The organism is Nocardia rhizosphaerihabitans, assembly GCF_014646295.1.
GTDB lineage: Bacteria > Actinomycetota > Actinomycetes > Mycobacteriales > Mycobacteriaceae > Nocardia > Nocardia rhizosphaerihabitans.
In genome coordinates, this window is the sequence record NZ_BMNE01000001.1 from 1,307,928 (window position 1) to 1,329,244 (window position 21,317).

A 21,317-nucleotide genomic window follows, 5' to 3' on the forward strand; every position below is an offset into this window, starting at 1 on the left:
TCCCCGGACGGACCCTCAAACTGCCCTTCCACCAGTCGGGACACCGCTCGGTCGCCGTGGGTAGCATGAGCAAATGCCTGTGTCCAGCATCGAGCGCCCTGACCTCCCGGAGCATATGACCTGGGAAGAGCTCCAAGAGCTGCCCGATGAGATCGCCGCACAGATCGAGCTGTGGGAGGGACGGGTCGTTTGGGCCCGGCGTGGGCCGGGCGAGCATCAAATGGCCATGCGCCGCCTGACAGAACAGATCGAAAGATGCGCTCGCGAAGACATGCAGCCAGGTTCTGAACGATGCTGGCGAGTAAATCTCGAAACAAATGTGTTCTTCGGGACTAACGGTAAATCCGACTTTGTCACTCCAGACTTCCTGGTACACCGCTGCTTGCCGCCGTTCGCCGACGTGCGCGCTACCGACACAGTGCTCGTTGGGGAAGTGCTGTCCCCCTCGAACACTCCGATCGACATCGAAGCCAAACGCGCGCGGTACGCCAGCGGTGCCATCCCGTGGTACTGGGAAGTCAGTTTGCTGCGAGACACCGGCACGATCGGAACCGTCCGGGTATACGGACTCGACATCGGTCACGCCGAGCTCCCAGAAGGCGTTCGGCCGCTACGCCCCGCAAACTACGTCCTCGCAGGTGAGTGGACCACAGACGGCGGCACGGAGGTATCTTTCCCGTACCCATTCCCCATCGAACTTCCTTGGTCAGCACTGTCCTTCTGACCTCCCGACCGCATCAACCGTGCTGGTGGCCGACCTTGCACAGAGACAGGTTCACAGCGTCGCTATTGGTCTTCGCCTGGGAAGCTGCCATCACCCGCTCCAGCACGTCATCATCGAGGTCGATTCGGGCTATCGTCATCGCCGGACCTCCAAAATTGATGATTCGCGGCGTTGGCGAGGTAATGGTTCGGGCGCGGGTTCCGGTATCGAGATAGCGGAAGATTCGTCGTCGAGTGGTTCTCAGGACGATTCGACACAGGCCGCGTCGACCTCGCCACTTCCACGCCCGAGACGCCCACCACCAAACGGAACCCGGTCGGCGCCGCCGAGCACACCCGGGTCCAATCCGAACCCTCGGCGGTCTACCCGGCGGACGTGCCGGGCGATTGATCTTCGCTGCCAGAACAGTAGTAGAGAGTGTGTAGCGAAGTGCAGATGCCTCCCCCGCTCAACCGTGGCAAGCTGAGGCGGTGGATCTAGACGAAGAGCTGGCGCTCCGGAACGAAATCTTTTCTGCCCTAGACCAATTGGTCGCAGTCAAGGGCGGTGCCCTCACTCGGCGCGAGTTGTTCGACTTCGAGTTGCGCGGGACCCGGCTGCCGCTGGTGGACGGCCAGCGCGGAATCCGTAACCCCGCGTCGTTCACATCCACGCTGTCAGTGATGAGCACCCCGAACGGCCCGTACTCCGATGAGGTCGTCGGCGAGTCCCTGCACTCGTACGCGTACACGGTGGGCGATATCAACAAGGGCGACAACCGCAAGCTGCGCCATTCGGTGAAGACCCGACTTCCGATGATCTTCCTTCAATGGATCGACGTCGACGGGATCCGGTACGTTCCGATCTACCCTGTCTACGCGATCAAGGACGACCCGGAGAACCGGAAAATCCTTATCGCGCTCGACGAGAAGCTGTTGGATGTGGCCGATCCGCTGCATCTATCACCGGTGGAGAAACGGTATGCACAGCGGGTCACCGAGCAGCGACTCCACCAACCACAGTTCCGTAGCCAGGTACTCATCGCCTACAAGAAACGGTGCGCCGTCTGCCGTCTCGGGAGGCCGGAGCTCCTCGAGGCCGCACACATTATCCCGGACAAGAACATCCACGGGGCAGCGGAGATCCCCAACGGGTTGAGCCTATGCCGTATTCACCACACGGCGTTCGACGCCAACCTGATCGGGTTTTCGCCCGATCTGCGTGTGCATGTCGGCCCCGCTCTGCAGGAAGCGGAAAACGAGGGCCCGATTCTGAAGTTCGCACTAAGGGGGCTGCACAACGCCAAGTTGATGGTCCCCGAAAAGGAGGAATATCACCCCGCCGGTGAACGCCTTGCCGAGAGGTTCGAGGAGTTCTTGTCGGCCAACCCGTCGAAGCTCGCCAACATCGATGTCGCCCTGACCAAACCCGTTCAGTGGGGCGGGAAGTAGACACAGGTGAGCAACCCGAACGAGAGGTCGGCGTCCGCCGATCACCGATGCATAATCGACCCGTGAACGATTGGCGTCACCACGGTACATCTCGGTCGAGGAGTTGACAGCGAATCAGACGCCGAATGGAGGGTTCACTCGGGCGGTGCTGGCTATGCGGGGTGTGCCTTGGCCACCGCCTAAAGGGTGGAAAAGTGCTGTGCCGGACCGAGATCGGTGGTAGGCACCGGCGTAGTCGTCGCCCGTCAGAGGGGCCGCTGCGACTGTTCCGATGACACAGGGTCGGCCGGTAAAGGCGGACTCGGACGGCTCCACCGTGGTTGGTGGCATGGATACCAGGGCTCCCCTGGGTGTTCCTGACCCTGTGCAGTATCCCAGTCCCGGCTCCTTGCCGAGTAATGCCCGGCGGAGCGTGCACACCAAACGACCGAAGCGACCGACCGACCGGCGGACCACATGCGTCAAGGTGCACCCGTGCCTTGCGGTACCGGGGTACCCCTGCACTCCCTCCGCTCACTCACTCCCAGCGGGGTCTGCCCACAACGCCCCGTCGAGCACCGTCGTGCCCCCGAGTGGAATGGCCGCGCGGGTGTCCCAGCGGTAGCTGTGGCCATCTCTTCGGAGCACAACCAATTCGACATGGTTCACGCGCACTGTGGCGGGTCCGGTGTCGCGCAGCGCTGCGACTGCTTCGATGAGCTCAGCGGCGGCTCGGTCGGTGTTGTTGTAGGCGATGCCCAGATGTGGCCGGAAACGGGAACCGCCTGATCCCGTCGGGGCGGAAAGGCTCGGCATCGACTCCGAGGTGGATGCCCGGAGGATTCGGTGCAGGTCGAGTAGCGGATCCCACGGTGACACCGAGAATCGGACGGCGCTGCGGGAGCCGCTCAGCGGGCCGATGGTGAGGTCGAAGGGCTTCACGTCTGTCAGTCTCGATCGCGCGAGCGAGACCAGGTTGTCGATCTGCTCGTCGGTGACTGTCGTCGTGCTGCCGATCCCCGCGAGGGTGAGGTGCAGGGCATCCAGCGGCACGTTGTCGAGTTCGTCTTGTGTCAGGGCGTTCTGGCACTCAGCGGCGAGTTCGATCAGTTCAGGGGAATCGAAGGTGAGGTACCAGTAGTACCCCGTGTGGCCCGGAGCCCATTGCTTCACCGACCAGTGGTCCCGGAGGAAGTCGATCTCGGCGTAGGCGTTCCAGTCGTTTCGCGCGATGGCGTCGGTGTCCGATGTCGAGTCCGGCAGCAGCTTGGGAAACGGGCCACTCGATGTCATGCCTGGGAGGCTGCCTCTCGATGTCGGATTTCTCGGCGATTCTACTTCGTGTGTCTTGGATCTCCCACTGCGACGCCACTTCTCCGATTTGATCCGGAGGTGGGCTGCTCGAACGATGTCAAGAGACTTCGGCCATAGAACATCATCGGTGGAACGTCGGTTCACATGTATCTGTGTCGTTGTTTTCGTTGCTGTGCACAGATATTCGCGAAGTTGTGGTCGGGGGCGGGGAGAGGCGGCATTCTCGGAAGTTGAGATCTACGCGTTGTTCAGGAGCCATATGACTGTCCGAAGTGACTGTGAAGGTGGCGTGCCTGAGACGCTGCCTGCGCTACAGAGTTTGCCCGCCGACGAAGCCAGGGATCTGTTCGAGTTGATGCGGGCGGCGGTGACGTTCGAGGCTGCGGCGCTGGACAAGTCGATCGACTCGATGTTGGGGGCGTTGCCTCGGCCGTTTCGCGCGGTGACCAAGAAGATCATGTTCGGCGGCAGATGACTGATCTGACGACGCGGGCGCAGTTGATTCTGCTGGCTCGCACGCTGCATGTTCATCCTCAGCGTTTGCAGCATCTGCGGTATCTGGGGGCCGATCGGCTGCATGAGTTGCAGCAGCAGATTTCGGGGGTGTTGTTCGATCAGCACATCGAGACGTTTCGGCGGATCAGTGCGTTGGTGCCGTTCATTCCGTTGTCGATCTCGATTCCGTTGGTGCAGAGGCTGGTTCCGCCGATGACTACCGGGCGGGCGGCCGGGTCTGTGGGGGTCGAACATCCGGTCAAGGCTGCTGAGACGTTGCTGATGCTCGATCCCAGGTACGCGGCGGACTGCGCGCCGTATCTGGATCCGCGGGCCATCGAACAGTTGGCGGATGTGGCGCCGCCCGGGCCGATCGTCGAGATCGTCAACGAGCTGCTGCGCCGGTGTGACTATGTGACCGCTGGGCCCTTCTTGTCCTGTGCCACACCGGAGTTGATCGCCGCTGTGGAGGCGGGGGTTCCCGATGATGCAGGGCTGATCCACTCTGCCGCCTACTCCTATGACCGCGACTTACTCAGCGCTGTGCTCCGGCAGTTGCTCGACGGTCCGCATCGGCGGATTCCGCGGATGGTGCATGCGGTGTTGGCCGGTCGGCCTGCGCTGCAGCATGCTGCGCTGTCGGTGTTTTCGCGGTGTGCGCCGGATGTGATCTGCCGGGTGGGCGATGTGCTGTTCGGCAATGCGCGGCCTGTCGAGGTGGCGAACCTGGTCAGGAATGCGATCGGGGCGGGTGCGGTGCCCGAATTTCTCACGCTGGCTGGGCAGCTCACGCCTGTCGCGCTGTGGACGCTGGTCGGCAATCCGGTGTTCGACGATCCGGGCGTGGGCGCCGGGTTGGTCGCGCCGCTGGACAGCCGCAGCGACGCCGGCAGTTGGAGTGGGCTGTTCACCCTGATGTCGCGCATGGATGAGCCTGTGCGGAGCGTGGTCGGTTACGCATTGGCCGCGCTGTCGGATTCCGCGGTGGCCGAGCTGCCTGCCCGGGCCACGGAAACTCATTGCTGGCCTGCGTTGCTCGATCTGGTTGCCGTCTCCGGGCCCGACGCGCAGGCTCGATTCGGCGCGGTGTGGTCGGGGCTCGGGCCCGAGCGCCGGGCCCACCTGCATCGGTGCATTACCGAGCATCACTACGACACCCGGTTGGCCGAGATCACGGCGTTGGTGGATCCGGTCGCGGTCGACCAGTTGTTCTTCCAGCGGCGGCGGATGCAGCGGTATCGGCACGGGTAGCCCGGAGAGCCGTTCTGCGGTAGCAGTGTGGTTCCGTGGATTCGCCATCGAGCAGGTGGGTAACCGAGTACAGGCGGCGGGACCACTCGCGGTGTTCATGATGCGCGGTTGGCGGTGTGCGGCAGCCTGGTGGATCTGGTCGGAGTGGGTCGACCGGGACTACGCGAGGAGGGCCAGATGTACAGGGTTGCCGATCAGCGGCCGGCTAGCGGGGGGACGGCGGTTGCGGCTGCGGTTCTTGCGCTGCTCGGGGGGATTGTCGGGGTGGTGGGGGTTGTTTTCGGGGTGGTGGCGACCGTCGACAGTGAGCGTGGAGTGTTCGCGTGGGGAGTGGTTCCCGGGTGGATGTCGGTGGTGTCGGTGGTGACCTTGGTGGTCGACCTGCTGGCGGGGGTGCTGTTGCTGGCGGGGGCGATTCTGGTGTTTCGGCGGCGGGGTGCGGGGCCGACGTTGGTGGTGCTGGGGTGTGTCGGGGTGCTGGCCTCGTATGTGGTGACGGCGATCTCGACTGTTGCCCAGTTGCTGCAATATCGCCTTTCGGTCGGGCGGCACCTGGATGTGGTGTTCGGGCAAACAGCCTTGTACGGGCTGCAGTCTGTGGGGATCGACGTGCCGTGGAAGGTGTCGATGCTGGCGCTTCTGTTTCCGGTGGTGACGTTCGTGCTCGCCGTGCTGCCGTCGACGCGGCGGTGGTGCAAGAGGGCGGTCGCGCAGGTCGGTGGGCGACCGGTCGGTGCCTGGGCGCCCGGTGCGCAGATGCAGCCATACGGCATGCGGCCGCCGGTCGGGCACCATCCTGGTGTTCAGCCGACCCCTGTCGCGCAGCATCTGGGTGCCGTGCCCATGCCTGGCGGACACTATCCCGGTCTCGCGCCTGGCCCGGTGCCCGTGCCTGGTGCACAACGCCCCGCTCCCACACCCGTGCTCGGCGCACACCCCGCGCTCGCCCCTGGCGCACAGAACCCCGGTGCCGCACCCATCCCGGGCGCGTCACATCCGGGATTCCCCCAGCCGAGTCATGGAGCGCCACAAGGACAACAACTCCCGAGCGGTCAGCCGCCGCAGTATCGACCGCAGGACGGATACCGCCCCTGACAAAGCACCAAACGCGCGCCGGGTCAGCTATCTGGCGGTCGCTGCGCTGAAACGTGTTCCCCACTCTGCCAGCCGGGCAACAAGTTCCGGTGGGCCCAGGACCTGGAACTCGGCTTCTGCCTTGCCCAGCAGCAGGATTGGCCAGTCGAGGTTGTCGACGGTCATCTCGATGTGGGAGCGGTTGTCGGGGAGGGCGGTGATGATGCACCAGCGGCCGACGCGGGAGTGGACATCGAGGGCGGGGGCTTCGATTTCGGCGGTGACGGTGTAACCCGTTCGGCGGGAGCCCATTCCTTCGCGGACGAAGGCTGCGGCGTCGGGGGAAGGGAGTTCGCGGGGGCGGAAGCGGATTCCGGTGGTGTGGGAGTCGGTGAGGCGGTCCACGCGGAAGGTGCGCCAGTCGTGGCGGGTGAGGTCGTAGGCGACGAGGTACCAGCGGCGGCCCAGGGAGACCAGGCGGTGCGGTTCTACTTCGCGGGTGCTGGTGCGGCCGTCGGCGGCGGTGTAGGTGAAGGTGAGGCGTTCCTCGCCGCGGCAGGTCATGGCCAGGTCGGTGAGGACGGCGGGGTCGACGTCGGAGAGCGGGACGGCGTTCCAGCCGGTGGAGACGGTCATCGCGCGTAAGGCGTCGACGCGGCGGCGTAGGCGGGTGGGCAGGACGGTGACGAGTTTGGCCAGGGCGCGGATGGACGGTTCGGCCAGGCCGTCACCGGCGCCCTGGGAACCCGCTTGCAGGCAGACGGTGATGGCGACGGCTTCGTCGTCGTCGAGGACCAGGGGCGGGAGGGCGGCGCCCGCGGCGAGCTGGTAGCCGCCGTCGACGCCGGGGCGGGCCTCCACGGGATAGCCGAGTTCACGCAGGCGGTCGATGTCGCGGCGCAGGGTGCGCGCCGAAACTCCGAGTCGCTCGGACAGTTCGGTGCCCGGCCAGTAGCGATGCGTCTGCAGCAGCGACAGCAGACGGAGGGTGCGTGCGCTCGTGTCGGCCATGTTTTCGATTATGTCCGCAATTGCGGACAGAAACTGGCCGCAATGGGTTCTACCTTGGATTTCACACCGACAACGAAGGGAATCCGCTCATGACCACGCCTACTCTCCTCGACGCCGAGCGCACCGACCTGCTGGAGATGCTCGCCAAGCACCGCTACTTCCTGCGGCACACGACCCGCGATCTGACCGACGAGCAGGCCGGGATGCGGACCACCGCCAGCGAGCTGTGCTTGGGCGGGCTGATCAAGCATGTGTCGGCGGTGGAAGCCAACTGGGCGAAGTTCATCGTCGACGGGCCCGAAGAAGGCCCCGATTTCGAGTCGATGAGCGAGGAGGAGATCGCCGCGTGGGGAGACGTCTTCCGGATGCTGCCCGGCGAGACCCTGGCCGGCGTGCTCGCCGAGTACGAGCAGGTAGCGGCGCGGACCGATGAACTGGTGCGCACGCTTCCCGACCTGAATGTGACTCAGCCGCTGCCGAAGGCGCCCTGGTTCGAGCCCGGCGGACGCTGGAGCGCCCGCCGGGTGTTCATGCACATCATGACCGAGACCGCGCAGCACTCCGGCCACGCCGACATCATTCGGGAATCGCTGGATGGAGCGAAGTCGATGGGCTGAGCTCGGCCTGGATGGCCTGGGCCGCCGCGCGATGGTGCGCGGCGGCGTCCGGGTCGGTCGATTCGAGTACGTCGGCGATTCCTTGGTGCGCCATCGCTTCCTCGAGCCGGTAGCCGAGTTTCGGTGCCAGTTCCAGGGTTTGGCGGTGCAGGCGCAGCGCTTCGTCGGGAAGCCCGGCGAGACGGCAGGTTTCGGCGTAGCCGTTGAGGAAGTGGATCTTCCAGTGCTCCTCGAACAGGGCGTCGAGCAGGGCGAATGCCTCGCGATGGCTGGCGAGGGCTTCGTCGTAGCGGCCCATCCGGCGCAGCGCGACGCCCTGACAGTTCAGGCACCAGGCTTCGTTGTGTTTGTGGCCGTCCTCGCGTGCGAGGGTCAGCGCGGTGCTCAGATGTTCGAGAGCTTCGTCCGGTTCGTCGGCGGCGATGGCGACGCCGAGGGTGATCTGGGCCTGTAGCGACGGCGGCCACGACGGGTCATCGACGGGGATGTCGAGTGCTTCGCGGGCCAGCTGCGCGGCCTGCTCACGGTGGCCCAGTTGCAGCATGGCCCAGGCTTCGCTGGCGATGGCGTCGGCGGCGCTCATCGGGCAACCGCTGGTCGCGTAGAGGTCGCGGGCCTGGCGGAACAGTTCCAGTGGTTCCTCGGTATCGCCTTCGTCCCAGCGCAAGTGGGCGCAGCGCATGGTCAGCTCGGCGCGGGGCAGTGGGTCACCCGCCGCCGCGATGAGCGGTGCGGCGGCGGCGTAGGCGGCGGCCGCCTCGGCCATGCGGCCCGCGTTGTAGCGGGCGAAACCCAGGTCGCTGTGGGCTTCGGCGAGCTGACGTGGGTCACCCAGATTCTCGGCGGCGGTCAGGGATTGTTCGAACAGGGCGTTGAGATGCGTTGTGCCGCAACGTCGGGCGAAGAAGGCGCGCAGGAAGCGCGGCAGCTCGCAGACATGGACGTCGGCGCCGACCTCGACGGCCGCGTAGAACACCGCCATCAGGTTGGTGTACTCGGTGACGAACCAGAAGAACGCGGGGTCGCGACCCGGGAAGTGCGGTAACTCGGCCGGGGGCGAGCCCGCCGACACGGGGCGGGTCGGCGACAGGAACGGCATCGCGGCGTCGGCGGCGGCCGCGGTGTGCACGTAGTAGTCGAGAATCCGGTGCAGGGCGCGATCGCGGTCGGCGTCGGTGTCGTGTTCGAAGGTGGCGTTGCGGGCGTGCTGGCGGACCAGGTCGTGGAGGCGGTAGCGGCCCTCGGCCGGCTGCTGGACCAGATGGGCGTCGAGCAGATCCTCGAGCATCGTGCGCGCCGTGCGCAGCGGCACATCGGCCACCGCCGCGGCGACATAATCGGTGAAGGTGGATCCGGGGATCAGGCCGAGCAGCCGGAACAGACGGCGCTGATCGCGGTTGAGCTGGCGTACCGACATGCCGAAGGCGGTGTCGAATTCGTTGGCGCCCTCGGCCATTCGCTCCACGAGGATGCCGACAGACCAGCCCGGACGGTGCCGCAACCGGGCCGCGGCCAGGCGCAGTGCCAGCGGCAGATTGCCGCACAGCCGCAGCACCTCGGCGGCCTGCTCGGGTTCCCGCGCGAGCCTGCCGTCGGGTCCGCGCGCATCGCCGCTGGCCCTGACCAGCAGCTCCGCGCTCTCCTCCGGGGTGAGCACGTCGAGGGTCACCGGCGGCACCTCGTCGAGCTCGAGCAGCCGATTACGGCTGGTGATGATGGCGACCGACTCCCCCGCGCCCGGCAGCAGATGACTGACCTGCGCGGCATCGGCGACATTGTCGAGGACGACCACCGCGCGCAGCCGGGCCAGCTCCGACCGCCAGCACGCCGCCCGCAGTTCGACACCGCCGTCCTGCGGGACCTTCTCCGAGGGCACCTGCAGCGCGGCCAGCAGGGCGCGGATCGCGGCGTCGGGGTCGAGCGGCTGACGGCCGTCGGTGAAACCGTGCAGGTCGAGATACAGCTGGGCGTCGGGGTATTCGGCGGTCAGCTGGTGCGCGGCGTGCACGGCCAGGGACGTCTTGCCGACACCGGCCATGCCGTCGATGGCGACCACCCGGTCGGACCGGACGGCGGCGAGGACGTCGGCCAGTGCCTGTTCGCGACCGGTGAAGTCGGGGACGTCGCGCGGCAAATCGTTGCGCGGCGGAGGTGGGGCGTCGACGGGCGGGCTCGGTGGGGCGACCTGGCGGCTCGTCTTCGGCGGCGCGGGCAACGGGTTGTTGGCGCGCTCCCACAGCGGACGCAGCGGGCGCGGGTCGCGTTTGACCAGGCGGCACAGTTCCAGCACGGCGGGCCATGGCGGCACCGTCTGTCCGCTGAGGTAGCGCGACAGCGACGACGAGCTCAGGCCCGTATCGCGGGCCAGCGCGCGCACGCCGCGCCCGGACAGTTCCTGGATCAGGCGCAGGCGCGCAGCGAGTTCGTCCTGTGGGTAGGCCCTTACCGTCTGCTGTTGCACAACCACCGTTTCCCACTCCGTTGTCCCGGCCCGGATCAGAAAGTTTCCCGATGACAATCGGGAGGTCAGGGCCGTTTTCCACTGTCCCACAGTGTCCCACAGCCATCGTGTTCCGGCGCACGACGGGCTGTTATCGAGTCACACCGCAAGCAGCGGAGAACAACAGGAAACAAGGAGAACATCATGCAGTCTCGGATGCAGAACCCGGCCATGGTCCTCACCGACGCGATGGGCCCGATCCAGCAGGTGCTCAAGGCCGTGCAGACCGGCGGTGTCGACGGCGAGATCCTGGAGCTGGTGCACCTGCGGGTCAGCCAGATCAACGGCTGCAGCTCCTGCGTCGACGCAGGCACCAAGACCGCCCGCAAGGCCGGTGTCAGCGAGGAGCGGCTGGCCACGGTCGTCGCCTGGCGCGAGACCCCGTACTTCACCGACGAGGAGCGCGCCGCCCTCGAACTGGCCGAGGCCGCGACCCGCCTGGCCGACCGTTCCAACGCCGTCACCGACGAGATCTGGGACGCGGCCGCCAGCTACTTCGACGAGAAGCAGCTCGCCTCGATCGTGCTGATGATCGGCGTCACCAACATGTTCAACCGGCTCAATGCCACCACCCGCCAGATCGCGGGCGCCTGGGGCTGAGTCCCCGCACCCGACCCAACCGAAAGGACCTTCCGATGACCACGAACCAGCCGTCCGGCAAGACCAAGAGCTCGCACGGGGGCTTCTCCCGGTGGATGCAGCACAGGATGAACGCCAGGATGAACCGCAAGATCCGCAACGGCAACGGCACCTTCATGGGGATGGACGTGCTGATCCTCAACACCGTCGGCCGCCGCAGCGGCGAGCCGCGGCAGACCCCGATCTCGTGGTTCGCCGACGGTGACGGGTCCTGGCTGCTCGTGGCGTCGGGTGGGAAGAACGGACATCCCGACTGGCACCTCAACCTCATGGGGCACCCGGAGCAGGCGAGCATCGAACTGCCCGGTGAGGCGCCGCAGCCGGTCGCCCCGCGGGTGCTCACCGGTGAGGAGCGGGCCAGGGCCTGGGAGTCGATCACGACCGCGCAGCCGCGGTACGGGAAGTACCAGGCCAAGAGCGAGCACGAGTACGCGGTGGTGCGGCTCAGCCCGCGATGATTCGGCGCACCGGGTGGTTCGCCACCCGGTGCCGGGCCGCCGTCTCTGTCGGCACGGCGGTGAGCCGAGGGCCCCGCGCCGTCAGGCAGGCAGCAGGCGACCGATCACCACGGCGAGCTGGGCGACGTTGCGGCACTCGTGCATGGTGACGACTTCGGCATAGCTCGAGGCCGCTGAATCGCCGGTGTTCCACGATCTCGACGGCTCGGGATTGAGCCAGTAGACCGCCTTGGCCCGTTCGGTCATCGCTTCCAGCGCAGCGAGATTCGGGTCGGTGCGGTTGGTGCGGGCGTCGCCGAGGATCAGCACGCAGGTGCGCGGGCCCAGAGCGTCGAGGTAGTGATCGACGAAGCCCTGGAGCGCTTCGCCGTAGTTGCTGGAACCGAAGCGCGCCACGCCCGCCTCGCGGACGATGTTCTGCGCGAAACCGGGCGCCGGCGGTTCGCCCGGAGAGAAGTAATCGGTGATCTCGGCGCAGGTGTCGACGAAACCGAAGCTGCGGACCTTGCTGAACTGGTCCTGCAGGGCCTGCACCAGTTGCAGGGTGAACTCGGCGAAACCGGTCACCGAGCCCGAGACATCCGCCAGCACAACCAGATCGGGCCGCCCGTGGCGGCGGGCACGCAGCACGGGATCGATCGGGACGCCACCGGTGGCCATCGAGCGACGCAGGGTACGACGCAGGTCGATCTGCCCGCGCACCGCCTTCTTGCGCCGGACCGCGAGCCGGGTGGCGAGTTTGCGGGCCAGCGGGTGCACGAGGCGGCGCATCTCGGCGAGGTCCTGTTCGCGCGCGCCGAGGAAATCCGCACTGTCGGCGCCGGATTCGACGCCGCGACGGGCGATGTAGTCGGTGCCGCGCAGTTGCGCCGAGCGCAGACGGGCCTCTGCCTGCACGGCGGCGCGGAACTGCTCTACCCGGCGGCGCGCCTCGATCGTGTGCACGGCGGAGTCGAATTGACCTGTCCCGCCCATGGTTTGCGCGACCTGCTCGGAGATCTCGTCCGGGCGCAGCGATTTCATCGTCAGATAGGATGACCAGCCCGCGCCCGACGCGGTGGTGACCCGGCCCGCGCTCTCCCCCGCGCCGCCGTAGGCGCCGAAGGTGTTGAGCGCTTCCCTGGCGAGTTCGGCGGTGTCGGCGCCCTGGATCAGGGCGGCGATGACCCGCTCGCGGAGCGGATCGGCGGCATCCTCGCTCGACGCGGCGATCGGACGGGCGGCGTCGAGGAAGTAGAGGTCGAAGAGCTGGTCGAACACCTTGCGCTGACCGTTGCGACGCAGCAGACAGGCGGCCAGGCCCGAGCGCAGCACCCGGGAGTCCGCGGTGCCGAGAGCGACGATGGTCGCCGCGGCGTCGACGGTCTCGCTGGGGCCCGCGTGGATGCCGTGCTCGCGCAACAGCCCGACGAAGCCGACCAGGCGATCCGACATCGGTGCGTCGACACCGCCGTGAGCGGGCGCGGAGCTCACCATGGGCCCGTCACCCTGCGCGAGCCGCTCATCGGGCCACGCTGCCGTCGGTCTGGTCGTCGAGACCGAGCCGCTCGATCGCCACGCGATGATCGGACTGATATTTCAGCAGCACACCCAGGGTGGCGCGGACGACTCCCCCGCTCAGCGTGCGCGTTCCCAAGGCCACCAGAGTCTTGGCCCAGTCGACGGTTTCGGCGATCGACGGCGCCTTGCGCAGCGACAGCTGACGCAGCGCGCTCACCGTCGTCACCACCGGTTCGGCCAGCGCGGCATCGAGCTCCGGCACCTTCAGCCGGACGATGGCCTTCTCCAGTTCCGCGGTCGGATAGTCGATGTGCAGAAACAGGCAGCGGCGTTTCAGGGCTTCGGAGAGGTCGCGGTTGGCGTTGGAGGTGAGGATCACGAACGGCTTGCGGACGGCGGTGACCGTGCCGAGCTCGGGGATGCTCACCTGGAAGTCGCCGAGCACCTCGAGCAGCAGGCCCTCCAGCTCCACATCCGCCTTGTCGAGCTCGTCGATCAGCAGCACCGTCGGATCGGGGTTGCGGATGGCGGCCAGCAGGGGCCGGGCGAGCAGGAACTCCTCGGTGAAGACGTGGTCGCGGGTGCCTTCCCAGGTCTCCCCCGACGTGGCGGTGATGCGCAGGAGCTGTTTGGCGTGATTCCACTCGTAGAGCGCGCGGGCCTCGTCGATGCCTTCGTAGCATTGCAGGCGGATGAGCTCGGCCGACACCGCCGCGGCGACGGCCTTGGCCAGCTCGGTCTTGCCGACGCCGGCCGGGCCCTCGATCAGCAGGGGTTTGCCGAGGTGATCGGCCAGGAAGACCGCGGTCGCGATGTCGAGGGACGGCAGGTAGCCGGCCGCGGTCAGCCGGTCGGTCACCTGGTCTACCGAGGCAAAGAACTTACTCATCGGTAACCAGTGTAGGCGGGGGTGTTCACCGGCTGATCGCGGCGTCGACGCCGTCGAGGATCAGGTCTAGGCCGAAGCGGAAATCGGCGGCCGCCGACTCCTGGTCCGGGGGGACATCGGCGAAGGCCTGGTCGGCGAAGAGCTGCTCGATCTCGGGGAAACGGCCGGGATCGAGCCGGGCCGCGACCTCCTGCTGATAGACCCGCAGCGCCGTCGCCTCGTCGAACTGCTCGACCGGGCGACGTTCGGCCGGCCCAGGCGTGCAGGGCTCGACGCCAGTCGGGGTCGGTGTCCGGTGGCAGTCCGAAGGCGGTGTCGGCCATGCGGTCGGTGAGGCTGTCCCGGGAACGGATGTGCCGGTACAGCGACATCGGCGTGACACCCAGCGCGGCAGCGACTTTCGACAGGGTCGCACCGGCCAGGCCGTCGCGGTCGGCGAGGGCGATCGCGGTGGCGACGATGCGCTCGGCGTCGAGTTCGGGCGGGCGGCCGAGGCGGGGGCGGCCGTGTTCACGCTCGCCGCGTTCGGCCCAGGTGCCGCGCCGGAACACCGCGGGGAAGTCGGGATCCCACAGCGGTGAGAACTCGGCGGCCGCGAGCCGCGAGCGTGTCCATGGGGTTGGAAGTCGGCGCCGTGATCGCCGCGCCGGAGCCGATCGACCCGACGATCACCGTCAAGGGCACCTACATCCTCTACGGGACGGTGTCGCGATTGCTCGAAGGATTGTTCCTGGTGGCATTCGCCGTCGCGGCCGCGCGGCTGCTCCCCCGCTGGTGCATCGTGACGAGCTGGCTGCTCGCCGGGGTGAACTTCGCGTTCGTGCCGTCACTGTTCTTCGGCAACACCCCCGCGAACTTCTATGCGGCCAACGGCTGGGGCACCACGGCGACCGTCGGCGGGCTGACGATGCTGTGGTTGTTCGCGATCGGCACCGGGCTGGTGCGGACCGCCGAACAGCGCGAGCCGGTCCAGGGACCGGACCGACTCGCGCCGCAGCGGTGAACTCAGTAGGCGTGCCGGGCCGCGGTGATCCGGCCCGAGTCGATCGCGGCGAGCAGAGAGAGCCGGTCGGTGAGAGTCTGGTCGCCGTAGGCCAGGCCGAATTCGCCCATCGCACGGTCGAATCTGTCGCTCTTGCCGAGGTAGGCGGCGATGGCGACGCGGTCACCGGAGCGGGCGTGCGCGCGGGCCAGAACGGAACCGCACAGCTGCGCGTATCGGGCCAGCTCGCCGTGGGTCATGCTGTCGATCGCCGCGGAACCCTTCATGTCGCGCAGCTGACGCAGGTAGAAGAACCGACCCGCGGGGCCGGTCGCCCAGCCGAGGAAGATGTCGCTGGCCGACTGCATGAGCCGCTGGCCGACCACCACCCGATGCCCCTGGTGGTGGTATTTGCTCGGCTTCAGGTGCGGCGCGAGCACCGACGCCTCGGCCTCCTTCAACTGCAGGAACAGCGGGCTACCCGATTCCTTGTCCATCATCAGCGCGATGAAACACCGCGTGCCGACACTACCGACACCGACCACCTTCATCGCCTGATCCACGCGCCGATACCGGTCGAGCAACACGCGGCGCTCGTCCGGCAGACTGCGGCGGAAGTCGGCGAAGACGTCGTTGACGATCTTCTCGTCGAGCAGTTCGATCGGCACCAGCAGCGGCGGCTGGTTCTTGATCCGCGGAATACCGTCGGCGTCCGGCTCGGTGAGCTTGGCCAGCGCCTGCAGACTGGTCTTGCCGCGGGCACTGTTGATGGCCCTGTCGACCTTCTTGCGCTGCTTGGGTTTTTGGACCAGCTCGGTGACCTGGTCGGCGTCGACGCGCTCGTACCAGACCGTCATGCTGTCGGCCTCGGCGAGCATGCGCATCGACTCGCGATAGCCGAGGGCGGCGGCCTCGACGGCGGTGGCGGCCCGCTCGTCGTCGCAGCCGTTGTCGCGGGCGGCGACGGCGACACTGGCGGCGAGACGTTTGACGTCCCATTCGAACGGTCCGGGTAGGGTCTCGTCGAAGTCGTTGACGTCGAAGACGAGATTGCGCTCCGGCGAGGCGTAGAGACCGAAGTTCGACAGGTGGGCGTCACCGCAGAGCTGCACGATCAAGCCGGTGTTCTCGCTCTTGGCCAGATCGGCGGCCATGATCGCGGGCGCGCCGCGCAGGAAGGCGAAGGGCGACTGGCTCATCCTGGCGTACCGGATCGGCACCAATTCCGGCATCCGGGTCTCGGCCTGACGCTCCAGAATCGCGACCGGATCCTCCCGCCCCGGACCCGCTCCCCACTCCCCCAGCTCCGATCGCGAGATCCGTTTCCGCGCCGCCTTACCCTGCTCGATCGCTTCGCCCGCGAAGTCCTCCACCGTCATATTGGTCATCGAGCAAGTCTCCCGCTAACACCCCGCGACAGCAAGGTCTTCGCTACAGGCGTCGCTGCCTCAGCCACTCCTCGACTCGGCGGACGAGTTCCTGCCACCAGGCCAGCTGCGGGTTCGGCGGCGGCTCGGGTTCGGGGGTCGGCTCGGGATCCGGGCCAGGAACCTGCACCGTGCGGCGAATCCCGACGCAGGTGAATTGCGTTGCTCGGTAAGGGTTCCCGCTCTCGGCCCACTCGGAGACGATCAGGGTGAACTTGCCGTCCTCGAGCCTGCTGTAGGGATGGATGTAGCCACCGTAGAGACGCGGCACCGTATCGACACCGCGCGGCATCCCGGTCACCGGCCGATGGGTGTGTGCCGTTATCCAGTTGGTGTTGTCGATGCGGTCGCCGACCTTGACGAAGATCGAGTAGTCCCCCGCGTCGAATCCGGAGATGACGGCCCTGTTCTCGATATAGCGCAGACAGATCTCACCGAGTCGCCAGCCTGGCAGGATCGGCGTCGGCTCGCGGTCCCAGCCCCAGTCGTCACCATCCCAGCCCCAGCCCTGCCAGGCGTGCGGATCGGACAGCCCGTCGACCGGTGCGCGCCACAGCAGCATGTCCTTGTTCCTGGCCAGGCCGCCGGTGGAGATGATGTGGACCCAGTCGCTGCGCGGGTCCTTCGTCCAGGAGATCATGACCCGCTTACCGGCGAAGGCGCCGCACCAGAACTTCGAACCGCTGCGCGCCCAGGTGATGCCGCTGTCGTCGGAGGTCCAGACCTCGCACCACCTCTCGTTGCCCAGACCCTGGGTGTACATGACCCACAGGTAGATCCGGCCGTCGATGGTCATCGCGTCGCACGGGAGGACGGTGGAGTATTCGGCGTTGTCGTGCTGGTAGTCCCACAGTTGACGGCCATCGGTGCTCGGCGAGGTGGCCATGACGATCGGCTCGGCGGGGTCGCGCTGGGACGTGCGGGTGATGATGGGCGAACGCCAGTTCCCGATGCCGTCCATCGGCGGCCCGAACGGACCGTCCCCGGAAAACGAGTCGCCCCAGATGAATCCGACGTCACCATGGGGCAGCTCGAACGGAATAGCGAGATCCCCGCCACCGAGGTCGGCAGAGGGGACCGGATTCAGATCGGTGACACGCATCGGGCACTCCCCATCGTCGGCCCCAGCCAAAATCGTTGGGCTGGTGTTGCTTCCGTCACAATCCCAGGCTACCGGGAGAACGTCGCGATGCGGGTTGGGTGATGGTGATCCACGATGGAACTGGCAGGTGGCTGATGGTGGCTCGGACCCTGCCCGTCGATCAGCTGATGCTTACCCGGGACAGGTGAGAGTTCAGGCATCGATGGGAGGCCGGCGGCGTCACCCAACGGCGCAGGGCCCGCTCGCGTGTGGCGAGCGGGCCCTGCGAACAGACTGCGGAACTTACGCGGTCTCGGTGATCGGGCGGTCGACCCAGCTCATCAGGCCGCGGAGCTTGGCGCCGGTGACCTCGATGGGGTGCTCGGCGTTCGCCTTGCGCAGACCCTCGAGCTCCTTGTTGCCGCCCTCGACGTTGGCGACGAGGCGCTTGACGAAGGTGCCGTCCTGGATGTCCTTGAGGATCGCCTTCATGCGCTCCTTGGTGTCGGCGTCGATGACGCGCGGACCGGACAGGTAGCCACCGAACTCCGCGGTGTCGGACACCGAGTAGTTCATGCGCGCGATGCCGCCCTCGTACATGAGGTCGACAATCAGCTTCAGCTCGTGCAGGACCTCGAAGTAGGCCATCTCGGGGGCGTAGCCCGCCTCGACCATGACCTCGAAACCGGTCTTGACCAGTTCCTCGGTGCCACCGCAGAGCACGGCCTGCTCACCGAAGAGGTCGGTCTCGGTCTCTTCCTTGAAGGTGGTCTTGATGACGCCGGCGCGGGTGCCGCCGATGCCCTTGGCGTAGGACAGCGCCAGGGCCTGGCCCTCGCCGGTCGGGTCCTGGTCGACGGCGATCAGGGCCGGAACGCCCTTGCCGTCGGCGAACTGACGGCGCACCAGGTGGCCGGGGCCCTTCGGGGCGACCATCGCGACGGTGACGTTGGCCGGAGCCTTGATCAGACCGAAGTGGATGTTGAGGCCGTGGCCGAAGAACAGCGCGTCGCCGTCCTTCAGGTTCGGCTCGATGTCGTTGGTGAAGATCGACGCCTGCGCGGTGTCGGGCGCCAGCACCATGATCACGTCGGCCCACTCCGAAACCTCGGCGGGGGTGCCGACGGTCAGACCGGCCTCTTCGGCCTTCGGCCGCGACTTCGAACCCTCAGCGAGGCCGACGCGCACGTCGACACCGGAGTCGCGCAGGCTCAGCGAGTGCGCGTGGCCCTGGCTGCCGTAGCCGATCACGGCGACCTTGCGGCCCTGGATGATCGACAGGTCAGCGTCGTCGTCGTAGAACATCTCGACTGCCACTGTGGAGTCCCTTCTGGATAATTTCTGGTGGGTAAAAGTTAGCGGGTGGCCGTGATCGACTTCGGACCGCGTCCGACTGCGACAACGCCCGACTGCACGATCTCGCGGATTCCGAACGGCTCGACCATGCGCAACAGGGCATCCAGCTTGGACCGGGTGCCGGTGGCCTCGATGGTCAGCGCGTCGGGCGAGACGTCGATCACCTTGGCGCGGAACAACTGCACGGCCTCGATCACCTGCGTGCGCACCGACGCGTCGGCGCGCACCTTCACCAGGATCAGCTCGCGGGCCACCGAGGCGTCGGCGTCCTGCTCCACGATCTTGATGACGTTGATCAGCTTGTTGAGCTGCTTGGTGACCTGCTCGAGCGGCAGATCGTCGACGGTCACGACGATGGTCATGCGCGAGATCTCGGGGATCTCGGTGCCACCGACGGCCAGCGACTCGATATTGAAGCCACGGCGCGAGAACAGGCTCGCGACACGCGCCAGCACGCCCGGCTTGTCCTCGACGAGAACGCTCAGGGTGTGGGTGGTGCTCATTCCTGGGAACCCTTCTCGAATGCCGCCTGCTCGCGCTCCATCGCCTCGTGGATGACGGCCGGTTCGGAGACCGACTCGTCCTCGTCGAAGAGCGGGCGGATGCCGCGGGCGAACATGATCTCGTCGTTGCTGGTGCCCGCGGCGACCATCGGCCACACCTGGGCGTCCTTGCCGACGATGAAGTCGATCACGACCGGACGGTCGGTGATCGCCTGCGCCTGCCGGATCGCGGCCTCGACGTCCTCTTCCTTCTCCACCCGGATGCCGACGCAGCCCAGCGCCTCGGCCAGCTTCACGAAGTCGGGGATGCGCAGGGTGTGCGTGCCGAGATCGGTGTTGGAGTAGCGCTGTTCGTAGAACAGGGTCTGCCACTGGCGGACCATGCCGAGGTTGCCGTTGTTGATCAGCGCGACCTTGATCGGCACGCCCTCCACGGCACAGGTGGCCAGCTCCTGGTTGGTCATCTGGAAGCAGCCGTCACCGTCGACCGCCCAGACTTCCTTCTCCGGGGCGCCCATCTTGGCGCCCATGGCCGCGGGAACCGCGTAGCCCATGGTGCCGAGGCCACCGGAGTTCAGCCAGGTGCGCGGGTTCTCGTACTTGATGAACTGCGCGGCCCACATCTGGTGCTGGCCGACACCGGCGCAGTAGACGGCCTCGGGACCGGCCAGCCGGCCCAGGGTCTCGATGACGAACTCCGGCGACAGCGAACCGTCGCTGGGGGTCTTCCAGCCCAGCGGGTAGTTGTCGCGGATGTCGCTGAGGTAGGCCCACCATTCGGTGAGGTTCAGCAGCGGGGCCGCGCCGGACTGCGGGTCGGCCTTGAGGGTCTCGATCAGCTCGACGATCACCTCACGCGCGTCGCCGACGATCGGGACGTCGGCGTGGCGGTTCTTGCCGATCTCGGCCGGGTCGATGTCGGCGTGGATGACCTTCGCGTCGGGCGCGAAGGAGTCCAGCTGACCGGTGACGCGGTCGTCGAAGCGGGCGCCGAGGGTGATCAGCAGGTCCGAGCGCTGCAGGGCGGCCACGGCGCCGACGGTGCCGTGCATGCCCGGCATGCCCATGTTCAGGGTGTGGCTGTCGGGGAACGCGCCACGCGCCATCAGGGTGGTGACCACCGGGATGCCGGTCAGCTCGGCGAGCTCGAGCAGCTCGGCCGAGGCGTCGGACTTGATGACGCCGCCACCGACGTAGAGCACCGGCGACTTGGACTCCAGGATCATCCTGGCGGCTTCACGCACCTGCTTGCCGTGCGGCTTGGTGACCGGACGGTAGCCGGGCAGACGCATCTCCGGCGGCCACGAGAACGTGGTCTGGGCCTGCAGCGCGTCCTTGGTGATGTCGACCAGGACGGCGCCGGGGCGGCCCGAGGCGGCGAGGTAGAACGCCTCGGCCAGGATGCGCGGGATGTCGATCGGGTCCTTGACCAGGAAGTTGTGCTTGGTGATCGGCATGGTGATGCCGGAGATGTCGGCTTCCTGGAACGCATCGGTGCCGACCAGGCTCGACGGCACCTGACCGGTGATCGCCACGATCGGGACCGAGTCCATCTGCGCGTCGGCCAGCGGGGTCACCAGGTTGGTGGCGCCGGGGCCGGATGTGGCCATACACACACCGACCTTGCCGGAGGCCTGCGCGTAGCCGGTCGCCGCGTGACCGGCGCCCTGCTCGTGGCGGACCAGGACGTGGCGGACCTTCTTGGAATCGAACAGCGGGTCGTAGACGGGAAGGACCGCGCCGCCGGGAATGCCGAATACGGTGTCGACGTCGAGCTCTTCGAGGGACCGGACCACCGACTGCGCGCCGGTGACGCGCTCGGGCGCGACCTGGCGGCGGGTGGGGTTGGTCGCCGGGCTACCAGCGGCAGGCTGGTTCGCCGAAGGCGCTGACCTGCGGGCCGATGGCCCGGGCCGTGCGGTTGGTGCACTCACCGTCTTCGTTCCTTACTTTGTCGTTCTGACTCCGGACTGGCGCGGAATTCTCCCGAACACAAAAAAGCCCCCGACCAGCGCATAGCTGTTCGAGGGTGGCGCGTCGCAACGCGAGCTGACGTATTCGACTCAGGTAGTCAGGCTCAACGCTGG

The 21,317-nt window shown here is 67.2% G+C and carries 21 protein-coding genes and 1 pseudogene; 9 read left to right on the forward strand and 13 right to left on the reverse strand.

Annotation, left to right across the window (positions count from 1 at the left end):
- Positions 1-73 precede the first annotated feature (73 nt).
- Entirely contained in the window at positions 74-724 is a 651-nt protein-coding gene (locus IEY60_RS05915; RefSeq protein ID WP_229739566.1) for a Uma2 family endonuclease, read from the forward strand.
- A 13-nt stretch (positions 725-737) separates the two neighbouring features.
- Here the strand turns inward: IEY60_RS05915 and IEY60_RS05920 are convergent, their stop codons facing one another.
- Positions 738-863 (reverse strand): type II toxin-antitoxin system VapB family antitoxin, encoded by a 126-nt coding sequence (locus tag IEY60_RS05920; protein WP_189024518.1) that lies wholly within the window; start codon positions 861-863, stop codon positions 738-740.
- Between the two features lie 331 nt (positions 864-1,194).
- On the opposite strand from IEY60_RS05920, the gene IEY60_RS05925 reads away from it, so the two are divergent.
- Positions 1,195-2,154: an HNH endonuclease gene (locus tag IEY60_RS05925; RefSeq protein WP_189024520.1), complete on the forward strand. Its 960-nt coding sequence runs from the start codon at positions 1,195-1,197 to the stop codon at positions 2,152-2,154.
- A 513-nt stretch (positions 2,155-2,667) separates the two neighbouring features.
- On the opposite strand, the gene IEY60_RS05930 is transcribed toward IEY60_RS05925, so the two are convergent.
- Complete coding sequence (locus IEY60_RS05930) at positions 2,668-3,426, reverse strand: 2'-5' RNA ligase family protein (RefSeq protein ID WP_189024522.1); 759 nt, start codon at positions 3,424-3,426, stop codon at positions 2,668-2,670.
- 310 nt (positions 3,427-3,736) lie between these two features.
- Here IEY60_RS05930 and IEY60_RS05935 point away from each other — a divergent pair, with 310 nt between their 5' ends.
- From IEY60_RS05935 to IEY60_RS05945, 3 genes are all read left to right on the forward strand, one after another.
- Complete coding sequence (locus tag IEY60_RS05935; RefSeq protein WP_189024524.1) at positions 3,737-3,922, forward strand: hypothetical protein; 186 nt, start codon at positions 3,737-3,739, stop codon at positions 3,920-3,922.
- Entirely contained in the window at positions 3,919-5,193 is a 1,275-nt protein-coding gene (locus tag IEY60_RS05940) for a hypothetical protein (RefSeq protein WP_229739567.1), read from the forward strand. Before IEY60_RS05935 ends, IEY60_RS05940 begins: the two co-directional genes overlap by 4 nt.
- Before the next feature lie 372 nt (positions 5,194-5,565).
- Positions 5,566-6,288, forward strand: coding sequence for a hypothetical protein (locus IEY60_RS05945; RefSeq protein WP_189024526.1), 723 nt, complete (start codon positions 5,566-5,568; stop codon positions 6,286-6,288).
- A gap of 27 nt (positions 6,289-6,315) precedes the next feature.
- Here the strand turns inward: IEY60_RS05945 and IEY60_RS05950 are convergent, their stop codons facing one another.
- A complete protein-coding gene (locus IEY60_RS05950) occupies positions 6,316-7,278 on the reverse strand; it encodes a helix-turn-helix transcriptional regulator (protein WP_189024528.1) in 963 nt (320 codons plus the stop codon).
- A gap of 89 nt (positions 7,279-7,367) precedes the next feature.
- Between IEY60_RS05950 and IEY60_RS05955 the strand changes: the two genes are divergently transcribed.
- Positions 7,368-7,895, forward strand: a complete 528-nt coding sequence (locus tag IEY60_RS05955) for a DinB family protein (protein WP_189024530.1) — start codon at positions 7,368-7,370, stop codon at positions 7,893-7,895.
- On the opposite strand, the gene IEY60_RS05960 is transcribed toward IEY60_RS05955, so the two are convergent.
- Positions 7,855-10,362 (reverse strand): tetratricopeptide repeat protein, encoded by a 2,508-nt coding sequence (locus IEY60_RS05960; protein ID WP_229739568.1) that lies wholly within the window; start codon positions 10,360-10,362, stop codon positions 7,855-7,857. The genes IEY60_RS05955 and IEY60_RS05960 overlap by 41 nt on opposite strands.
- A 177-nt stretch (positions 10,363-10,539) precedes the next feature.
- Between IEY60_RS05960 and IEY60_RS05965 the strand changes: the two genes are divergently transcribed.
- Together IEY60_RS05965 and IEY60_RS05970 are read left to right on the forward strand one after the other, a co-directional pair.
- Positions 10,540-10,995 carry a carboxymuconolactone decarboxylase family protein gene (locus tag IEY60_RS05965; protein WP_189024532.1) on the forward strand — a complete coding sequence of 152 codons (456 nt, stop codon included), beginning with the start codon at positions 10,540-10,542 and terminating at the stop codon, positions 10,993-10,995.
- 35 nt (positions 10,996-11,030) lie between these two features.
- Positions 11,031-11,492 carry a nitroreductase/quinone reductase family protein gene (locus tag IEY60_RS05970; protein WP_189024542.1) on the forward strand — a complete coding sequence of 154 codons (462 nt, stop codon included), beginning with the start codon at positions 11,031-11,033 and terminating at the stop codon, positions 11,490-11,492.
- An 81-nt stretch (positions 11,493-11,573) separates the two neighbouring features.
- Here IEY60_RS05970 and IEY60_RS05975 read toward each other — a convergent pair whose 3' ends face one another.
- The 4 genes and pseudogenes from IEY60_RS05975 to IEY60_RS35540 form a co-directional block, all read right to left on the reverse strand.
- The gene (locus IEY60_RS05975; protein ID WP_229739569.1) at positions 11,574-12,968 is read right to left on the reverse strand and encodes a vWA domain-containing protein; all 1,395 of its coding nucleotides are present in this window, start codon (positions 12,966-12,968) and stop codon (positions 11,574-11,576) included.
- A 25-nt stretch (positions 12,969-12,993) separates the two neighbouring features.
- On the reverse strand, positions 12,994-13,881 hold the full coding sequence (locus tag IEY60_RS05980; protein WP_189024544.1) for an AAA family ATPase: 888 nt from the start codon (positions 13,879-13,881) through the stop codon (positions 12,994-12,996).
- 25 nt (positions 13,882-13,906) lie between these two features.
- A complete protein-coding gene (locus tag IEY60_RS05985; protein ID WP_229739615.1) occupies positions 13,907-14,263 on the reverse strand; it encodes a hypothetical protein in 357 nt (118 codons plus the stop codon).
- 4 nt (positions 14,264-14,267) lie between these two features.
- Positions 14,268-14,432, reverse strand: a pseudogene (locus IEY60_RS35540) (hypothetical protein); the annotation flags it as partial.
- Between the two features lie 62 nt (positions 14,433-14,494).
- Between IEY60_RS35540 and IEY60_RS05990 the strand changes: the two are divergent.
- On the forward strand, positions 14,495-14,884 hold the full coding sequence (locus tag IEY60_RS05990) for a hypothetical protein (RefSeq protein WP_189024546.1): 390 nt from the start codon (positions 14,495-14,497) through the stop codon (positions 14,882-14,884).
- A 2-nt stretch (positions 14,885-14,886) separates the two neighbouring features.
- Here the strand turns inward: IEY60_RS05990 and IEY60_RS05995 are convergent, their stop codons facing one another.
- The 5 genes from IEY60_RS05995 to IEY60_RS06015 all read right to left on the reverse strand — a co-directional run bounded on the left by IEY60_RS05995 (position 14,887) and on the right by IEY60_RS06015 (position 21,164).
- Entirely contained in the window at positions 14,887-16,251 is a 1,365-nt protein-coding gene (locus IEY60_RS05995; RefSeq protein ID WP_189024548.1) for a DUF2252 domain-containing protein, read from the reverse strand.
- A gap of 43 nt (positions 16,252-16,294) precedes the next feature.
- Positions 16,295-17,392 carry a DUF4185 domain-containing protein gene (locus IEY60_RS06000; protein WP_189024550.1) on the reverse strand — a complete coding sequence of 366 codons (1,098 nt, stop codon included), beginning with the start codon at positions 17,390-17,392 and terminating at the stop codon, positions 16,295-16,297.
- A 282-nt stretch (positions 17,393-17,674) separates the two neighbouring features.
- Positions 17,675-18,676, reverse strand: a complete 1,002-nt coding sequence (gene ilvC / locus IEY60_RS06005; protein WP_189025019.1) for a ketol-acid reductoisomerase — start codon at positions 18,674-18,676, stop codon at positions 17,675-17,677.
- Between the two features lie 50 nt (positions 18,677-18,726).
- Positions 18,727-19,230 carry an acetolactate synthase small subunit gene (ilvN, locus tag IEY60_RS06010; protein ID WP_189024559.1) on the reverse strand — a complete coding sequence of 168 codons (504 nt, stop codon included), beginning with the start codon at positions 19,228-19,230 and terminating at the stop codon, positions 18,727-18,729.
- Positions 19,227-21,164 (reverse strand): acetolactate synthase large subunit, encoded by a 1,938-nt coding sequence (locus tag IEY60_RS06015; protein WP_189024561.1) that lies wholly within the window; start codon positions 21,162-21,164, stop codon positions 19,227-19,229. Before IEY60_RS06015 ends, ilvN begins: the two co-directional genes overlap by 4 nt.
- Between the last annotated feature and the right edge of the window lie 153 nt (positions 21,165-21,317).

What these genes read in the sequence shown, in the direction of transcription:
- IEY60_RS06000 (WP_189024550.1), bottom strand. Translation starts at nt 17,392, where the DNA reads ATGCGTGTCACCGATCTGAATCCGGTCCCCTCTGCCGACCTCGGTGGC.
- ilvC (WP_189025019.1), bottom strand. Translation starts at nt 18,676, where the DNA reads ATGTTCTACGACGACGACGCTGACCTGTCGATCATCCAGGGCCGCAAG.
- IEY60_RS05990 (WP_189024546.1), top strand. Translation starts at nt 14,495, where the DNA reads ATGGGGTTGGAAGTCGGCGCCGTGATCGCCGCGCCGGAGCCGATCGAC.
- ilvN (WP_189024559.1), bottom strand. Translation starts at nt 19,230, where the DNA reads ATGAGCACCACCCACACCCTGAGCGTTCTCGTCGAGGACAAGCCGGGC.
- IEY60_RS05930 (WP_189024522.1), bottom strand. Translation starts at nt 3,426, where the DNA reads ATGACATCGAGTGGCCCGTTTCCCAAGCTGCTGCCGGACTCGACATCG.
- IEY60_RS05915 (WP_229739566.1), top strand. Translation starts at nt 74, where the DNA reads ATGCCTGTGTCCAGCATCGAGCGCCCTGACCTCCCGGAGCATATGACC.
- IEY60_RS05955 (WP_189024530.1), top strand. Translation starts at nt 7,368, where the DNA reads ATGACCACGCCTACTCTCCTCGACGCCGAGCGCACCGACCTGCTGGAG.
- IEY60_RS05970 (WP_189024542.1), top strand. Translation starts at nt 11,031, where the DNA reads ATGACCACGAACCAGCCGTCCGGCAAGACCAAGAGCTCGCACGGGGGC.
- IEY60_RS05975 (WP_229739569.1), bottom strand. Translation starts at nt 12,968, where the DNA reads ATGGTGAGCTCCGCGCCCGCTCACGGCGGTGTCGACGCACCGATGTCG.
- IEY60_RS05950 (WP_189024528.1), bottom strand. Translation starts at nt 7,278, where the DNA reads ATGGCCGACACGAGCGCACGCACCCTCCGTCTGCTGTCGCTGCTGCAG.
- IEY60_RS05980 (WP_189024544.1), bottom strand. Translation starts at nt 13,881, where the DNA reads ATGAGTAAGTTCTTTGCCTCGGTAGACCAGGTGACCGACCGGCTGACC.
- IEY60_RS05965 (WP_189024532.1), top strand. Translation starts at nt 10,540, where the DNA reads ATGCAGTCTCGGATGCAGAACCCGGCCATGGTCCTCACCGACGCGATG.
- IEY60_RS05995 (WP_189024548.1), bottom strand. Translation starts at nt 16,251, where the DNA reads ATGACCAATATGACGGTGGAGGACTTCGCGGGCGAAGCGATCGAGCAG.
- IEY60_RS05920 (WP_189024518.1), bottom strand. Translation starts at nt 863, where the DNA reads ATGACGATAGCCCGAATCGACCTCGATGATGACGTGCTGGAGCGGGTG.
- IEY60_RS05940 (WP_229739567.1), top strand. Translation starts at nt 3,919, where the DNA reads ATGACTGATCTGACGACGCGGGCGCAGTTGATTCTGCTGGCTCGCACG.